The organism is Pseudoalteromonas sp. L23 (genome assembly GCF_021728455.1).
Classification (GTDB): Bacteria; Pseudomonadota; Gammaproteobacteria; order Enterobacterales; family Alteromonadaceae; genus Pseudoalteromonas.
The window spans coordinates 90,500-108,083 of sequence record NZ_JAKKCW010000004.1 but is presented as its reverse complement, the minus strand read 5'-3'; the positions used below and the strand labels follow the sequence as shown (position 1 = coordinate 108,083).

At 44.0% G+C, this 17,584-nt stretch carries 11 protein-coding genes; 3 read left to right on the top strand and 8 right to left on the bottom strand.

Annotated elements, in window-relative coordinates:
* Positions 1-396: 396 nt before the first annotated feature.
* On the bottom strand, positions 397-1,584 hold the full coding sequence (locus L3V43_RS09205; RefSeq protein ID WP_010605881.1) for an NAD(P)/FAD-dependent oxidoreductase: 1,188 nt from the start codon (positions 1,582-1,584) through the stop codon (positions 397-399).
* Positions 1,585-2,128: 544 nt separating this feature from the next.
* Here L3V43_RS09205 and L3V43_RS09200 point away from each other — a divergent pair.
* Positions 2,129-4,279 (top strand): S8 family peptidase, encoded by a 2,151-nt coding sequence (locus L3V43_RS09200; RefSeq protein ID WP_235366757.1) that lies wholly within the window; start codon positions 2,129-2,131, stop codon positions 4,277-4,279.
* A 620-nt stretch (positions 4,280-4,899) separates the two neighbouring features.
* Here the strand turns inward: L3V43_RS09200 and L3V43_RS09195 are convergent.
* The 4 genes from L3V43_RS09195 to prlC all read right to left on the bottom strand — a co-directional run bounded on the left by L3V43_RS09195 (position 4,900) and on the right by prlC (position 11,132).
* The gene (locus L3V43_RS09195) at positions 4,900-6,822 is read right to left on the bottom strand and encodes a methyl-accepting chemotaxis protein (protein ID WP_237116426.1); all 1,923 of its coding nucleotides are present in this window, start codon (positions 6,820-6,822) and stop codon (positions 4,900-4,902) included.
* A gap of 162 nt (positions 6,823-6,984) precedes the next feature.
* The gene (locus L3V43_RS09190) at positions 6,985-7,683 is read right to left on the bottom strand and encodes a class I SAM-dependent methyltransferase (protein WP_237116501.1); all 699 of its coding nucleotides are present in this window, start codon (positions 7,681-7,683) and stop codon (positions 6,985-6,987) included.
* Between the two features lie 131 nt (positions 7,684-7,814).
* Positions 7,815-8,966: a response regulator gene (locus tag L3V43_RS09185; protein WP_010605885.1), complete on the bottom strand. Its 1,152-nt coding sequence runs from the start codon at positions 8,964-8,966 to the stop codon at positions 7,815-7,817.
* A gap of 126 nt (positions 8,967-9,092) precedes the next feature.
* Positions 9,093-11,132 carry an oligopeptidase A gene (gene prlC / locus L3V43_RS09180; RefSeq protein WP_237116425.1) on the bottom strand — a complete coding sequence of 680 codons (2,040 nt, stop codon included), beginning with the start codon at positions 11,130-11,132 and terminating at the stop codon, positions 9,093-9,095.
* Positions 11,133-11,300: 168 nt separating this feature from the next.
* Between prlC and gorA the strand changes: the two genes are divergently transcribed.
* Entirely contained in the window at positions 11,301-12,659 is a 1,359-nt protein-coding gene (gorA, locus tag L3V43_RS09175; RefSeq protein WP_237116424.1) for a glutathione-disulfide reductase, read from the top strand.
* A 118-nt stretch (positions 12,660-12,777) separates the two neighbouring features.
* Here the strand turns inward: gorA and L3V43_RS09170 are convergent, their stop codons facing one another.
* Positions 12,778-14,601 (bottom strand): alpha/beta hydrolase, encoded by a 1,824-nt coding sequence (locus L3V43_RS09170; protein ID WP_237116423.1) that lies wholly within the window; start codon positions 14,599-14,601, stop codon positions 12,778-12,780.
* Between the two features lie 131 nt (positions 14,602-14,732).
* Here L3V43_RS09170 and L3V43_RS09165 point away from each other — a divergent pair, with 131 nt between their 5' ends.
* A complete protein-coding gene (locus L3V43_RS09165; protein ID WP_237116422.1) occupies positions 14,733-16,706 on the top strand; it encodes a winged helix-turn-helix domain-containing protein in 1,974 nt (657 codons plus the stop codon).
* A gap of 56 nt (positions 16,707-16,762) precedes the next feature.
* Here L3V43_RS09165 and rpmG read toward each other — a convergent pair whose 3' ends face one another.
* The gene (gene rpmG / locus L3V43_RS09160; RefSeq protein ID WP_010364212.1) at positions 16,763-16,918 is read right to left on the bottom strand and encodes a 50S ribosomal protein L33; all 156 of its coding nucleotides are present in this window, start codon (positions 16,916-16,918) and stop codon (positions 16,763-16,765) included.
* A 12-nt stretch (positions 16,919-16,930) separates the two neighbouring features.
* Positions 16,931-17,167 carry a 50S ribosomal protein L28 gene (gene rpmB, locus L3V43_RS09155; RefSeq protein ID WP_010605890.1) on the bottom strand — a complete coding sequence of 79 codons (237 nt, stop codon included), beginning with the start codon at positions 17,165-17,167 and terminating at the stop codon, positions 16,931-16,933.
* Between the last annotated feature and the right edge of the window lie 417 nt (positions 17,168-17,584).

Below are 17,584 nucleotides of genomic sequence, written 5' to 3'. Positions count from 1 at the left end.
AAAAAAGCCTGTTGTCATTAACTCAGGCATATCAGTTCTCTTACAACTAGATGAGTAACACAAATTGCAGACACTACTTTCTGTGAAATACCTAACTTACCAAATTCAGCAATATGAAAGATTCAGATTCTATACCTTATAAAAATAATGATATCGCTTTACTTTTCTTCCAAATGCTGTTGATTTGTTCCATCTGAACTGAGGTCTTGTATTCGGATCCATGGCTTATAGCTTTCTTCATTTACCAATCCCATACTTATTTTTAAGGGAGTGATTAAAATCTTCAATACTCGCAAGCCGCCTACTTTGCGCCATTCGTTTTGCCTACTTCAATAGCCTTAATTATGAAATATAGCTCCGGATTTGCTACGGGCAAACTCTATTATCGCTACATAGCTAACAAGCCTGTCCGCATGCCCAGCCGGAGCTCCATGCATATTGGAAGTTATAGCCCCCGAGCCATCCGGTGACATCGGTTACTTCGCCGATAAAGTACAGGCCTTTTTGTTTTTTAGCTTCGAAAGTTTTTGAGCTTAATTCGTCGGTATCTACACCACCTAACGTAACCTCTGCGGTGCGATAACCCTCTGTGCCATTTGGTTTTATTTTCCAGCTAGTGAGGGTTTCTGTCAGTTTTTCAATCTCTGTGTGGCTGAGTTGGTTGGCGTTTTTATCTGGGATGCTGCCGTCGCTTATTAAGGCCTCAATAAAGCGCTTTGGTAAGATGGTCGAAAGCAAGTTCTTCAGGCTCTTTTGCCCTTGCTCACTACGCCAGTCATGGAGTTGTGCTTGCACATCTAAGTCAGGTAGTAAATTGATGCTAACAAACTCACCTGCTTTCCAAAATGAGCTGATCTGCAAAATTGCGGGGCCAGATAAGCCTCTGTGAGTAAAGAGAATATTTTCTCTAAATTGGATACCGCTTTCGCTAGTCACTAGGCTATCTACGCTAATACCAGACAAACCATCAAAGCGTGCTTTGTCGTGATCATGAAGTGTAAATGGTACAAGCGCTGCCGTGGTTGGTAACACCGTTAAACCGAATTGCTCCGCTATTTTGTAGCCGATTGGCGTTGCGCCAAGTTTTGGCATGGTTAGGCCACCAGCGGCGATCACCACTGACTCGCAGTTGAAGGTTTGAGTTGTGGTTTTGACTAAGTAGCGGCCATCGCTTTGATGCTCAACCGCTAATACTTCTTGACGTAAATGGAGTGACACGCCCGCCCAGTCACATTCGGTAAGAAGAATATCTACAATGTCTTGCGCGCTATTGTCGCAAAACAATTGTCCAAGCGTTTTATGGTGATAAGCAAGGCCATGGCGGTCTACCAATTCAATAAAATCATGTTGGGTATAGCGGCTCAAACACGACTTTACAAAGTGTGGATTTTTACATAGATAGTTAGCAGGTGAAGCATTTTCGTTGGTAAAGTTACAGCGGCCACCACCACTGATCAAAATTTTACGGCCAGGCTTTTTCCCCATATCAACCACTGCAACTTGTCGCCCTCGGTATCCAGCCTGTGCAGCACACATCAATCCTGCAGCACCTGCGCCGATAACGACTACCTCTATTTGTTGCATAAACTCACTCAACTTTTTATCTAAGATTTCTACACTTACCGTTTTGCCAACAGTTTAGCTTTAAACGGCAAAATCGCGACCAAGCGAAAATTATACCTAGATTCTTTATCTAATCACAGCGACGAATAGAAGAAGCAACTCGCATACCTTTCAAACACTTGTAAACATTATGTCAGCACTATCATTTCTCAAACCTTAAAAAACAAGAAAATAAGATTATAATAATAAAATAAAACCAACCTTTAGAACTAACCAAACTCCCACTCTACTGGCTACAAATGCTTCACAAAGTTAAAAACACTATTTTGTTTACAGTCATTTACAATGTAACTGAAATTTATTCGCTCTCTCACAAAAATGAAAAATATCGATTAAAAACAATACAATAAGAATTTTTTATAGCCATTTATCCGTCCACATATAACTAAAAAATTAGTGCAAATAACAAAACAGCGCTTTCTTTTTTTTAACCATGAGTTTACTTTCACTGACCATCAGCTTTTTATTAACAGCTGAACAACAAGTTAGAAACTAGGGAAACATTATGACAATCAATAAAAACTTTAAGCGCGCTGCACTAAGCATCGCAGTGAGTACATTATTCACTGCAACAGCAGTTACAGCCGCACCAACACAATCAATCGGTCAAGATGCAGCACTTGCAGCAACGGCACAAAAACTATCATCACAAAGCACGCTTGGTACACAGTTCATCATCAAGTACAAAGATGCTAGTTCACAAATGATCAGCCTTTCAGCTGCAGATCTTGCTCCTGCTAAAATGCAACAGCGTGCAGAAAGCTTTGTACAAGGCTTTAAGAGCAGCAAAGCGAGTGCTCGCGCTAAGTACGTACGCCCAATGGCACTTAGCAATCACCACGTTATGCGTGCTGACAAAAAGCTTTCAGCAAAAGAAGCACAGGCGTTCATGAACGAAGTGATCGCTTCTGGTAATGTTGAATACATCGAAATTGACCAAATGTTAAAGCCATTCGCAACGCCTAACGATCCGCGTTATAACGATCAATGGCATTACTACGAAGCTGCTGCTGGTATTAATGCCCCAGCTGCGTGGGATAAAGCGACAGGTCAAGGTGTGGTAGTTGCGGTACTAGATACAGGTTATCGCCCACATTTAGACTTAGATGCCAACATTCTGCCTGGCTATGACATGATCTCTAATACCTTTGTTGCTAACGATGGTGGCGCACGTGACAACGATGCTCGTGACCCTGGTGATGCGGTCACTCGCGGTGAGTGTGGAACTGACTCTTCAGGTCAACCTGTGCCACGCGCAGATCAAGACTCAAGCTGGCATGGTACGCACGTAGCGGGAACGGTTGCTGCAGTAACAAATAATGGCGAAGGTGTAGCTGGTGTTGCTTACGACGCTAAAGTAGTGCCTGTACGTGTTCTTGGTAAATGCGGTGGCTTAACTTCTGACATCGCTGACGGCATCATATGGGCATCTGGCGGCTCGGTATCTGGTGTGCCTGCAAATGCTAACCCAGCTGATGTTATCAACATGAGTTTAGGTGGTGGCGGTGCATGTAGCGCAACTACACAAAATGCAATCAACCAAGCACGTAACAACGGTACAGTCATTGTTATTGCGGCAGGTAACGACAACGATAACTCAGCAAACTACAACCCAGGTAACTGTAATGGCGTAGTAAACGTAGCATCTGTAGGTCGTGATGGTAGCCGAGCTTATTACTCAAACTATGGTGCAAACATCGACGTTGCCGCTCCGGGTGGCGCACAAAGTTTTGCGAATGATCCTGAAGGTATCCTATCTACCCATAACTCAGGCTCTGGTGCACCTTCAAATGATAGCTACCACTATTCACAGGGTACGTCTATGGCGGCACCTCACGTTGCGGGTGTTGCAGCGCTAATCAAGCAAGCAAAACCATCTGCTACGCCTGACGAAGTAGAAACTATCTTGAAAAACACTACACGCAGCTTCGCGGGTAGCTGTTCAAACTGTGGTACGGGTGTTGTTGATGCAGCCGCTGCGGTAAATGAAGCTTTAGGCGATGTTGTCACACCACCTACAGGTAATACGCTTGAAGATGGCGTAGCGAAAACAGGCTTAAGTGGTGCAGCTGGTAGTGATCAGTTCTTCACTTTTGATGTACCTGCAGGTAAAACCAATGTTACCTTCACCATGAGCGGTGGTACTGGTGATGCTGACCTTTATGTAAAGCTTGGCAGTCAACCAACTTCAAGCAGCTATGATTGTCGTCCTTATGAAGGCGGTAATGCCGAAGTTTGTAGCTTTGACGCACCTCAAGCTGGTACATACCATGTAATGATTAACGGTTATAAAGCTTATTCAGGCGTAAGCTTGGTTGCTGCAACTTCAGGCTCTAGCACAGGAGGCCCTCAAGCGGGTGGCGGTACCGTTGAAGATATTTCAGCGTCAAGCGGTCAGTGGGTGCACTACACAATCGAAGTGCCTGAGGGTATGAGCGACTTCACCGTGAAAACATTTGGTGGCTCAGGTGACGCTGACTTATTCGTTAAGTTTGGCTCTCAACCTACAGCAAGCAGCTATGACTGTCGTCCATATGAAAATGGTAATACCGAGACTTGTGTTATCACTAATCCGCAAGCGGGTACATGGCACTTAAGCGTTAATGCTTACCGTACGTTCTCTGGCCTAACGTTAGACGCGCAGTACAAGCCATAAGCAAAAATTAGTAGGCTCAGATTGAGTCTTCTTTCCCCAACGAGAGGCCGCATTTGCGGCCTTTTTTAATTATTTCGAGTTTAGTTTGTGGGAACGAGTTTACCTCGCGATCTTGTAACTGCTCGCCGCGTGAAGCGGCTCCGACGTTTCAGCTTATACTGTCGAGATAAATCTCGACCTACGACACTCGCTGGTAGGAACGAGTTTACCTCGCGATCTTTTAACTGCTCGCCGCGTGAAGCGGCTCCTACGTTTCAGCTTATGCTGTCGAGATAAATCTCGACCTACAAAACGCGCTGGTGGGAACGAGTTTACCTCGCGATCTTTTAACTGCTCGCCGCGTGAAGCGGCTCCTACGTTTTGGCTTATGCTGTCGAGATAAATCTCGACCTACAAAACGCGCTGGTGGGAACGAGTTTACCTCGCGATCTTTTAACTGCTCGCCGCGTGAAACGGCTCCGACGTTTCAGCTTGCAGCAGTCGAGATAAATCTCGACCTACAAAACTCGCTGGTGGGAGCGAGTTTACCTCGCGAGCTTTTAACTGCTCGCCGCGTGAAACGGCTCCTACGTTTCGGCTTATGCTATCGAGATAAATCTCGACCTACGGCACAATCCTGATTACCGCAGGCCTAAGGTACCCCTAATCTCCCGCATTTTCTCTTTAAGGCTTTGCTGGATTTGTTGCACTTGCTCATGTGAGCTATTAACCTGACCTTTCATGCTGTCCATAGCGTGGCCAAAGGTATCTAAGAGGTCTGATTGTTGATTGGCAAGATCCATTGCATGGGCGGCAACTTGGTTGGCGCTCTGTGCGCTCTCTGCCACACCTTCTGAATTGCGTTTCAACTCTTGTGCATGACCAGTTTGCTGCTGTGCCTCATCTGCCAAAGCCGAGATTTGTGTAGATACTTTGTTTGAATTATCACTCAAAACATTTAATTGCTGGTGGATATCAGTCAGTGAGGCTTGTGTTTGCTGTGCAAGCTTTCGTACTTCATCCGCAACGACCGCAAACCCGCGGCCATGCTCTCCTGCGCGCGCCGACTCAATCGCCGCATTGAGCGCGAGTAGGTTCGTTTGTTCTGCGATGGAGCTGATCATATCAATCACTTTACTTACATCTGAAACACCATTAAGTAATTCATTTAAGCTCTCTAATCCCTGCTCTACCCGCTTTTGCGTGGTCGATGAAGCGCTCAACATAGCATCCGCATAGGACACACTTTGTGTCATTGCTTCAAAGGTGTTATTGGCATTGTCGGCAACTTGCGCGTTGATTTGATTGGCATCCGCCCCAAGCGCTCTAAGCGAGTCAAGCTGTGCTTGGTTTTGCTCCACCTGCTCAAACGTGTCTCCAGCTTGTGCAGAGATCTGCGCCAAGTTAGTGTTCATCTCTTCCATAAAGGTATTGATCACACTCAGCATTTCTGAGCGTTCGTCCGCTTCTGCTCGCTGCCTATCAATTAACTGATTAAAGTAACTCGCAATTTCGCCAATTTCAGTGTCTTGGTTTTTACTTTCAATATTGCGTAACTCATTGCTTTCGATTAGCTGAGCAAAGCCATCGCGTAGTTGTCTTAGCGGAGTTAACACTTGATTGAACTGTACAAAATACACACCACCCGCAAGGAGTACGAGTAACCCAATGGCCACACCAAACAGCATAAACACATTGGTTTTTACGTCAGCCTGCTCTGTTTTTAAGTTGGTTTCTGCTTGCAGGATATTCTCTGAGATTGCTTTAATATCACCTCGCAGTGCTAGCATGCCAGCTTGGCGTTGTTTGGACTGCTGTAAGGTATTTTCTAAGTCGCGGGCAAAACGTTTAGGCCAGCTCACAAGCTCCGCTTTTATTTCTAGCGCTAAATCTTCGACTTCGGCACCTAAAAATAGCTCGTCTTCGTCTACCTCACTCATTACCCCTAAGTTTTCGAGTCGGTCTATTCGCGCGGCAATATCCTGCAACCGGCTTAAGCTCGACATCAAACTCTGTTCGGTCTGCTGTTCGTAAGCCATGACTAATTGGTAGGTATATAAGCTCAAATTCGAGACTTCGCTAAAGTAGTCTGAAGCAAGATTAAAGTAGGATTCTTTGGCGGCACTATCTTGTGCTTTAATTGCATACTTAACGAGGCTCGATGCTGAACCTGACATTTGCCTAAGCGCATTATCCAACAACGCAAGTTCGTTACCAGAAAGCTTGCCGAGTGCACGGTATTTGCCTGCAATATCTTGTTGTAGTTGTATGAGTTTAGTTTTAAGTTGCTCAGCAAGTGCAGGTGGCAACTGCTCTACACTTTGCTGTAATGCTTTGATTTGTTCATCGGCCTTATTTAAATACTGGCTATCGCCCGCACTCAAGTAATCTTCTACTGTACCCTCAAGCTCGATGATCACCGCATTTTTAACTTGATTGTAAGCGGCGTCTTGCGCATCAAGTTCAGTTAATACTTGGCTCGCCCAAAACAGACTCACCCCAAGTAGAATACTCGCTGTCGTCAATAATATTGCCAATAACCGAGTAAAAGTAGACACGCGCATAGAATCACAACCCCTTTATCAAAATGCTCCGCAAGAGTATTAAGGATTTATGACAACTTGATTAAATCTGGTTACCTTTCCTGAGCAATAGTACAAAACCATACTTTTTGCGTATATCCATCTAGATATCTGCTGCACAAAATTAAATCAGGTAGTGGTGTGCTATTTCATTGCAGAATTAACATAAACGTCAAAGCGGTTTTTCTTGGTTTTTATTTGCATACTTGGCGTTTTATCATTTAAAAATCCAGCGTAGTCTGGACGTTTTACCACCACCCTTTTTGTGGCTAACTGCAAAGCAAAAGGCAAAAGTGCATCCGCATCCAAGTCATTGCCAACTAAATCTTGGAATACACGCATTTCTTTTTTCACTTGCGCCGATTTTTCACGATGCGGGAACATAGGATCAAGATATACTACGTCAGGGCGCCAGCCCGCTTGCTCTAGCAAGTCATGGCTGGAGCCAAACTCCAGTCGCATAGTTGACTGTACCCATTCGCCAATTTCAGCATCTTGATAGGCGCGTTGCAAGCCATCGTATAACAACGCTGCGACTACCGGGTTACGCTCGTGTAGCACGACTTTGCAACCCATAGACGCAAGTACAAAGGCATCGCGTCCAAGTCCTGCTGTCGCATCCAAGACCGTAGGCACAGCACCTTTATTTAAGCCCACCGCTTTTGCAATTGCTTGCCCTTTACCACCACCAAATTTGCGTCGATGAGCAACTGCGCCAGTCACAAAGTCAACACGGATAGCGCCGAGCTTTGGTTCATCTTTTTTGAATAATTGTAAGCCTAGCTCATCATAAACCAATTGAAACTCCGCCTCGTTAATATTAAGCGCGGATAAATTAAACAGCTTAGTTAGCGTATTTAGGTAGGATCTGTTTTCTTCAAAAGGGGTGTGAATATACAAGCTAAGCTCCCAAGGGTTACCAACCGTGGCAGTATACCCCTTTCCCTTTCTAGTGTCTTTGATTATCCAGTGGCTTAAAACAGTTCAATATCAGCCTGCGACGCCACTTCATCCTCACCCCAAGGTTTCGCTATTTTGTTTAAACTCTCTATAAGCTGCTGGCGTACCTCAGTCACTTCTCCTAACTTATATTTAATTATGGTTAGCTCATCGCTTAAATAAGTGAAATGCTCATAGAGTTCTTGCAACCGTTCTCTTTCACTTGGTTCTAAGACTGCAAGCTTGTCGCTTTCCAGCACCGTCTGAAACTCAGCAACTTTGCCACTGTAATGATCGCCAACGCCGCTTAAATGATCGCTTAGCTCAGCAAATACTTGCCCTATATGCTCCACTTTCTTAAGTGCATCTTCACTGACTTCCATGTCTCTGATTTTGGCATCAGTGGCTTCCAGTATGTGCGGAAATAAGTCTTTATAACGACCATAAACGGCAACATCGTCCACTGGCATGTTCTTAATCAGTAAAGAGACTTTAGGATAGTTAATTATGGTTCTGCGACCAAAATCAACAAAACGACTGCTATCTTTGTGTTTCTCAAATAGCTCTTGCTCTATCGGTTGGATCGCCCCTTCACTGGAGTAAAACATCGCGTCTTGGTGATACCAAAAAGCCACCGCAACATCGAGCTCCATCGGCATAAAAAACTCTAAAAAATGAGCGCTCAACGTATTGAGATCATGCGCGTGATACGACTGCCCAACATAGCGCATTATACGGCCCATATCACCAGAGTCAGTCATGGCTATTTCAGCTGTGGTTTGAGCGCGCTGTACATCTTGTTTTAGCTGCGACGAGATTTTTCGATAGTCATCAAGGACATTAATACGCGCTAACAACTCTTCAGCGTTAAAAGGTTTGACTATATAGTCTGCGGCACCAGCGTTATAGCCCCGCATTCGCTCTGAAATATCGGCACGAGAAGACAAAAACATAACAGGGATCTCTGTAGTGTCCTCTAGTTTTTTGAGTTGCTCACATACCTCAAAGCCCGACAGCCCTGGCATCTCGACATCAAGCAAGATAATATCCGGACGATATTTTTTAGCCAACCGCAAGCCTTCCTCACCATTTTTCGCATGTAATATTTTGCATGTCCGCGATAGCGCCTCATCAACAATGTGATGGACGAGTTTGTCATCATCAATGGCAAGAACCAGTTTCGTCATGTGGCTTTCCCTATTAATTCATATCTTTATAGAATAGTCAGAGATATTGAATTTGCTAACAAAAAGTCACACTTTCTAAGACAAAAAAAACGCCTTCAGAAGAAGGCGCTTAGAGTGGAAATATAACTAGGCGGTGATCCCGCTGTGGCGTAGTAACGCATCCACTTTTGGCTCTCGACCACGGAAGCGGGTAAACAGCACCATTGGCGCTTCCGATCCACCCTTTTCAAGAATGTGATACATAAATTCACGCCCGGTTTGTGGGTTGAATATCCCTTCTTCTTCAAACTTAGAAAACGCATCCGCAGACAACACTTCTGCCCACTTATAAGAGTAGTAACCCGCGCTATAGCCACCAGCAAAAATGTGGCTAAAGCTATGCTGGAAGCGGTTAAACTCAGGCGCTTTAACAACCGCAGTACGCTCACGTACCGCATTAAGCGTTGCTTGAATTTGGCAATCCGTGTTTGGCTCAAAGTCTGCGTGAATATGAAAATCAAACAACGAAAACTCCAACTGACGCAGCATTTGCATGGCTGATTGGAAGTTCTTTGCCGCCAGTAACTTGTCTAACATTTCTTTTGGTAACGGCTCACCCGTTTCATAGTGTCCTGAAATGAAGTTCAGCGCTTCTTCTTCATAGCACCAGTTTTCTAAAAACTGACTTGGCAGCTCAACCGCATCCCATGCCACACCATTAATACCAGCAACCGGCGCGGCATCTACTTGCGTTAGCATGTGATGAATACCGTGACCAAACTCATGGAATAAAGTGGTTACTTCATTATGGGTAAATAGCGCAGGTTTATTGCCAACAGCTTTATTAAAGTTACACACTAAATAAGCGACAGGAGTCTGCAACTCACCATTTGCGCGTACTTTTCGGCCCATGCAGTCATCCATCCAGGCACCACCACGCTTATGTTCACGAGCATATAGGTCGAGATAGAAATGACCACGCAACTCACCTTTATCATCATGAATAGCAAAAAAGCGTACATCAGGATGATAAGTATCAACGTCTTTGACTTCGCTCACGTGGATCCCAAACAAGCGATTTACGGTTTCAAATAAACCGGCAAGTACCTTATGCTCAGGGAAGTAAGGGCGCAGTGCTTCATCAGAAATAGCATACTTGGCTTGTTTTAACTTTTCGCCATAATATGCGTAGTCCCAAGGTTTTAACTCAGTTACACCGTGTTCTTTATTCGCAAAGTCACGTAGTTCAGCCACTTCTTGCTCGGCTTGTGGTTTTGACTTAGCGGCCAGGTCATTCAAAAACGTAAATACTTGCTCTGGCGTCTCAGCCATTTTGGTTGCCAATGATTTTTCTGCAAAACTAGAAAAGCCAAGCAACTGAGCCAGTTCGTGTCTAAGTGTAAGTGCTTCATGCATAATCGCTGAGTTATCAAACTCTCCAGCATTAGGCCCTTGATCAGAAGCACGGGTTACAAACGCACGATAAGCCTCTTCACGGAGCATTTGGTTATCTGCGTAAGTCATCACAGGAAGATATGAAGGGAAATCTAGCGTAAATACCCAGCCTTCTAATCCTTTGGCTTCAGCAGTATGAGCGGCAAGCGCTAAAGCCGACTCTGGTAGCCCTGCTAATTCTGACTCGTCAGTAATATGCTTTTGCCATGCCTGAGTGGCATCCATTACATTGTTGCCAAACTTTGATGCCAGCTCCGACAGCCGTGCCACTATTTCGCCATAACGCTTTTGCTTAACTGGCTCAAGTGCAATGCCCGACAATTGGAAATCACGTAGGGCATTATCTACAGAGGTCTGTTGAGCAATCGTTAAGTTACCAAATTCAACCGATTCTTTTACCGCTTTATAGGCTTCATACAACCCTTGGTGCTGACCAACATAAGTAGAATATTCAGAAATTAATGGTAGACACTCATCATAAGCTTTACGTAACGCTTCTGAATTTACTACTGAGTGCATATGTGAGACTGGTGACCACATACGATTCAATTTATCGTCTGACTCTTCTAAAGGCAGTACAAAACTGTCCCACGTATAGCTTGGTTGTGCTAAAACAGTGTCGATAGTTTCACGACAGTGCGCAATGGCAGATTTTAATGCTTCAACAATATGTTCAGGCTTAATTTTCGAAAAAGGAGGCAATCCTTCTAGCCCGATTAATGGGTTACTCATGGGCACGCTCTTTATTTTCTAATCTAATATTGAGGTTGAAATAAGGGTGAATGACCGCATTTACAAGTATCTGAACAGATTTTTGCTTAATATCGATCTTCGGTTGTGCACTTGTGCTATTTAAAGTAGTAGGGTTTAAGCAAAACAAATAATTGGCGAGGAATTTTTATGGCTCAACATTTTGACTATATCGCAATCGGTGGTGGTAGCGGCGGGATCGCATCTGCAAACCGAGCTGCGATGCGAGGTGCCAAGGTGGCATTAATAGAAGCAAAGCACTTAGGCGGTACTTGTGTAAACGTGGGCTGCGTTCCAAAAAAAGCGATGTGGCACGGTGCTCAAGTTGCTGAAGCCATTAAACTATACGCACCAGATTATGGTTTTGATGTTGAACTAAAGAACTTCGATTGGGGTAAACTCGTTGAGAGCCGCGAAGCCTACATTGGCCGTATTCACCAAGGTTACAACGGCTACCTAGCGAAAAATGGCGTCACCGTGATCAATGGCTTTGCTAAGTTTGTTGATAACAACACCATTGAAGTCAATGGTGAGCACTACACTGCCGATCATATCAATATTACCGTAGGTGGCCGCCCAACGATCCCTAATATTCCAGGCGCTGAGCACGGTATCGATTCAAACGGTTTCTTTGAGCTTAAAGAGCAACCTCGCCGCGTAGCGGTTGTGGGCGCGGGTTATATCGCGGTAGAGCTTGCGGGCGTATTGCACAGCTTGGGCACAGAAACCCATCTATTTGTTCGTAAGCACGCCCCTCTTCGTAACTTTGATCCTATCTTGGTTGAAACCTTAACTGAGGTAATGGAAAAAGAAGGTCCAACGCTGCACACTCACGCAGTGCCACAGTCAGTGACCAAAGAAGAGGATGGCTCAGTCACCTTACATCTTGAGAATGGTGAGTCTTACACCGTAGACAAACTGATCTGGGCAATTGGTCGTGAACCAATGACAGATCTTATCAACCTCGCGGCCACTAACGTAGAAACCACACCTAGCGGCCATATTAAAGTCGATGAATGGCAAAACACCTCAGCCAAAGGTATCTACGCGCTCGGTGATATTATGGATGGTGGTATAGAGCTTACTCCAGTAGCCGTAAAAGCAGGTAGAATGCTAGCCGAGCGCTTATTCAATCCGGAATTGCCAAACGCAAAAATGGATTACGATCTAGTCCCTACCGTCGTCTTTAGCCACCCACCGATTGGCACCATTGGTCTAACAGAGCCAGAAGCGGAAGAAAAGTACGGTAAAGACAACATCAAGGTCTATACCTCTACCTTTGCTGCAATGTACACCGCGGTCACTCAGCACCGCCAACCGTGTCGTATGAAACTTGTATGCGCAGGCCCGGAAGAAACCGTAGTAGGCCTACACGGCATCGGCTTTGCCGTAGATGAGATGATCCAAGGTTTCGCCGTTGCAATGAAGATGGGCGCAACCAAAGCAGACTTTGACTCGGTAGTCGCGATACACCCAACCGGCTCCGAGGAGTTTGTTACTATGAGGTAACAGACTGATTTAATTATCAAATAATATTTTAAATAAAAAACGCGAGCCTCAAACAAGCTCGCGTTTTTTATATGTTAATTCAACGCTTCAAGCGCTCATCTAGCAAACTGGATTGGTGTCATTGGCTCGCAAGCTCAGTCAATGCCTGTTTGATAAGCTCAGGATGGGTAAATGGGATCAGATGCTCAGTTGATGATATTGGTAAATACTGCCCACCGCTGGTTCCTGCAACTTCTTGCGACCATTTTGTCCCCTCAGCCTCCCATTTTATTAGATTGGCTTTCGCTTCTTCAGAGTCTGCATTTGCAATATCTAGTTTTTCAAACTCACTGTCTATCACTGAAATTGGAATGCTGCTGTCTGGCTGCCAGTTTCTTACTAACTCCAAGTCATCATGGTAGTTCATCATTTCGTGTACTCGAGTAAGTTGAGCTGCGACACTGTGGCGGGTTTGCATTATGTGATTGAAATATTGCCAATCCATGTAGTCTGCAAACTCGCTTCCTTCAAGCAGTGTTTCAATATGCGTCTGTTCTTCAGCTATTTTTCCATCCATTTTTTCTTGCCAATTACCTGCAGCAACATGATCAACCAAGTCTTGTCCGTATTGACGATAAACATCAACTGGGTAACCTTGATACTGAGCAATAGAATGTGGCAGTAAAATATCTGGGTCTAACCACAACATGCTTGCTATCTTTTGTTGAAACTCCTGTGATTTTTGCATCGCAATTAGCGGCACTGAATTACTATTTGCGTAACTCAACAAATGCACATCACTGAGATTGAGCTTTTCAAATAGTACAGGGAGGTCGTGTGCAAATTTATTCATGGAAGGCGCGTCATCAACACTACTTAATCCCTGCCCTAGCCTATCAATGACGTAAACATTAAAACTCTCTGCCAAGTAAGGCTGTAGTAACGCGAACCAAGCACTATCACTATGAAAATGCATATTCGCACCCGAGAGCATGACCACGGTTGGCTTATCTGCATGCTGCTTTAATTGCCGAACATGGTAATAATCGTTGTTTACTGCGATAAGATCAGAACCTTGGGGCAGCACATAACGGCTTGTCGACTCAAAAAATGCCATTATCGATTCGGTGGTTTGAACAGGTGGTAAATTCCAACTATGACGAGCACCGTCTACACTAATGAGCTGCGTTTGAATATTGCGATTAGGATAGTGAGTTAACGTCACGCCTTCCGCTATTTCTTCATCAACAGATAAAGCAGCCTCATAGTTTAGATTAGCAATAATTTTAATCGCTTGAGGTGACGAGAGTAGCCCAAAATTTGCGTGACTTTTGCCATTATAGGGCAATACTGAGTCTGCTTTACCGTGCATAATTCGGTAGTTTGTAGGTGTCGAAAAGTTACAGCTATCACCTAATTGGTAGGACATAGGTGCTGCAACCGTTACTATCGCATTAAACGTCTCCGAGCGGTTACATAATAAGTTTTGTACAAATAACCCGCCTTGAGAAAAGCCGGTCGCATAAATTTCACCGTCAATGACATCATATTTGGCTTTTATTTCTGCAATCATCTGATCAACAAAGCCTAAGTCATCTACACCTAAACGATGTGCCTTGTTACAACCACAGCCTTCATTCCACTCTTCGTTTTTTGATTTGGGATAAACAACAATATAATCATCGCTTTGCTCATGTAGCTTGGTTAAACCTGCCATACCGTAAGCAGTGCCTCCAGAACCATGAAAGGCTAACATCAGCTTGTACGCTTTATGTGGCTTTTCAATCGGCTTCATATAATAGTAACGCTCATTGAGTTGATGAACCTCCAGACCATTTACGGGCTTTAACACTCCATCGTCATTGCTTAACGCCTTTTTGCTGTCGCTACTGCTGCCACAGCCCGCGACTAAAGCTGCGAGTGTTAAACCTAACGCCTGTTTTAAAAACATTCGACTTGTCATGTTGGCCATTCCTATTTTATTGTTTTCATGTACTCTAAATACTTTGAAAAAGAGCGCGACGAATTCACATGAAATCGTTGTGAGGAATTCCTTACCAATAAATATAAATAATACAATCAAAGGGATAATAAATGCGCTATGAGATTGCAGCCATTCGGTTTGATACGGTTAATCGAACGCTGACGAGTAGCACAGACTCCATCAGACTTGAGCCTAAGCCATACTTATTGCTACAAACCTTAATTGCAGCAAATGGTAATGTTGTTTCGCGCGATAAACTCATTGCAGAAGTGTGGCAAAGTCGCGTAGTCACAGAGAGTGCAATCAATAAAGCCGTGTCGACATTGCGCCAGTATATGAATAAATTAGATGGTAAAACTGAGTATATAGAGACTATCCCTACTCTTGGATATCGACTTATTCCCGCGGCCACAAGTCATACTCCGGCTACAATAAATAAGACCAGCTCCCGGATCGCGCCACTTTTGGGTGTTTCTCTACTTATTACCAGCGTATGTGCGTTTATTGTCTATCAGTTCATGCAGCCAGCGCAAAATAACGAACCACTCCTACCACAAAAATTAACGAGCCAGAGCGGTATCGAGCTACAGTTAAGTAGCGCGCCTCAATATAAAAGCTTTAGCTACCTGCATCCTACCGGCACTCAGCAATCGGAGTTATGGCTCAATCACAGCAAGCAAAATAGAAAGCTGTTTTCTGGCAACATCAGCACACAAGCCTTAAGCTCAGACGCCAAGCACATCGCCTATATTGACGATGATAATGGCTGTACCGTAAAACAGTTTGATATCGCGCAGGCACGGCACACTACGCTATTCTCTTGCCACCCTATCGAAAGCATTAAACTAATATGGGGCGCAAATCCGCACGAAATCATTTATCGAAAACGCACAAATATACATAGTGGATACGGCCTTTACCGTTTCGACTTGAATACAAAGCAGCATATCCAGTTAACGCTTCCTCCAATCTCAGGAAACCTCAGGGGCGACCATCTATTTAGCTTATCCACAACTAAAGACCAACTCGCCGCCGCGCGCTATCTTGGAGAAGATAAGCACGAACTGACGGTGTACGATTACCCAAGCATGTCAGTTAAGAGCACCGTTAAGTTACCTTATAATCTCACGGCACTGACTTGGTCTGCTAGCGGTCAATCTATTTACTTTAGCGCAGGCAGTAGCATTTATCGCGCTGATATAAAATCGAGCAAAGTAAAACTGCTTCACAAGCTCACAGCACCAATCGAAAGCCTAGTATTACAAGATAACAATGAGACCCTGCTCTTTAATCAATATAAGTTAACTAGCCTAATTCACCTTTTCGACGTATCGGAGCAAACCTTTTCACCACTTGTTGATAATCAGGCGTTGAATCGCTTACCTCGCGCAAATCAAATGCCGCAAGTTTGGTATATTTCGGATCACGGCGCGCATTCCGCTTTATGGTCTATCAACACTGAAACACAACAACACACTCAAGTTCACTTGCCTCACATTTTTAACTTTCAACGTTATCAACTCAACAATGACGCTTCTAAAATACTTTTTGAATATCAAGACGCCATTTACCAGTTTGCTATCAACAGTCAAAAAACAATGCAACTTATAGGTACTGAGCTTAAGCCTTACGTTGCCAATTACAGCCAAGATGACCATGAAATCATTTACAGCAGTGAACGCTCTGGTAGTTGGCAGTTATGGTCTCTAAATCTAATAACAAACCAACATCAGCAACTTACAACACAAGGTGGCTACAGCGGCTACAAGCTTAATAATGTGTTGTATTTTACCAAGTTTACACAGCCCGGAATTTGGCAACTGGAAGACGGGCAAGAGTCTGTAGTTGTGACGGATGTACCGGTGAGAAATTGGCTGAATTGGCGGCTCAGAGATAATGCGCTTTACTATGAAAAAGACAAAAGTATTTGGCGATTTGACCTGAAGACTAAACAAGAAAAGTTGTATTTCACCCCGCCACAACGATTTATTGGGCAGTTTGATATATTGCAAAACGGCGATGTGGTTTTCAGTGAGCTGAAGCAACCAAGTGGAGAGCTTTGGCAATTAGCCGTAAAAAATTAAAGCACAAACACAAAAAACCCAGCCGAGGCTGGGTTTTTATTGATTCTTGAAACGAATTACTTGATTTTCGCTTCTTTGAAGATCACATGTTTACGAACCTTAGGGTCGAACTTTTTGATCTCCATTTTTTCAGGCATGTTACGCTTGTTCTTGTCGGTAGTGTAGAAATAACCAGTACCAGCAGTTGAAACTAAACGGATCTTATCACGCATGATTTAAGCTCCTTAAATTTTTTCGCCGCGAGCACGGATATCTACTAATACCGCGTCGATGCCTTTTTTATCGATAATACGCATACCTTTAGTAGTAGTGCGTAGAGAAACGAAACGCTTTTCGCTTTCAACCCAAAAACGGTGTGTTTGTAGGTTAGGTAGGAAGCGACGCTTAGTAGCGTTGCGCGCGTGCGAACGGTGGTTACCAACCACTGGGCGCTTACCTGTAACTTGACAGACTTTAGACATGTCTATGTATCTCCAATAACTTCGCTCGAGCTTAATTTTCCCTTAAAGGCCTTTTAACTGCGTGCCCTAGGTAAAATCAAAGGGCGCTCTTTATACAGTATCTACAGGCAGAGATCAAGGATCTGATCCTACTGAAATCAGCTCATGGGTAAATTTGATAGCGGCCAATTATAATGATCCGAAGCCCACTAGGAAAGTAAAAACTGCATTTAAATTGAACTAATTTATAAAATTTATACAAATATGCTGATTTAACGAGCAAATTTCTTTTTTGGCCCTTTCTACATCGTAATTTTCACTGTTTAATTTTCGTGCTTATACGTATATTTGGGCTGCAACACTCCACCAGCTACCTCACACTTCGAGTAAAAGCTGAGTGATCAAGCTCTATTCCATTTTGCTCAATTCAAAAGGACA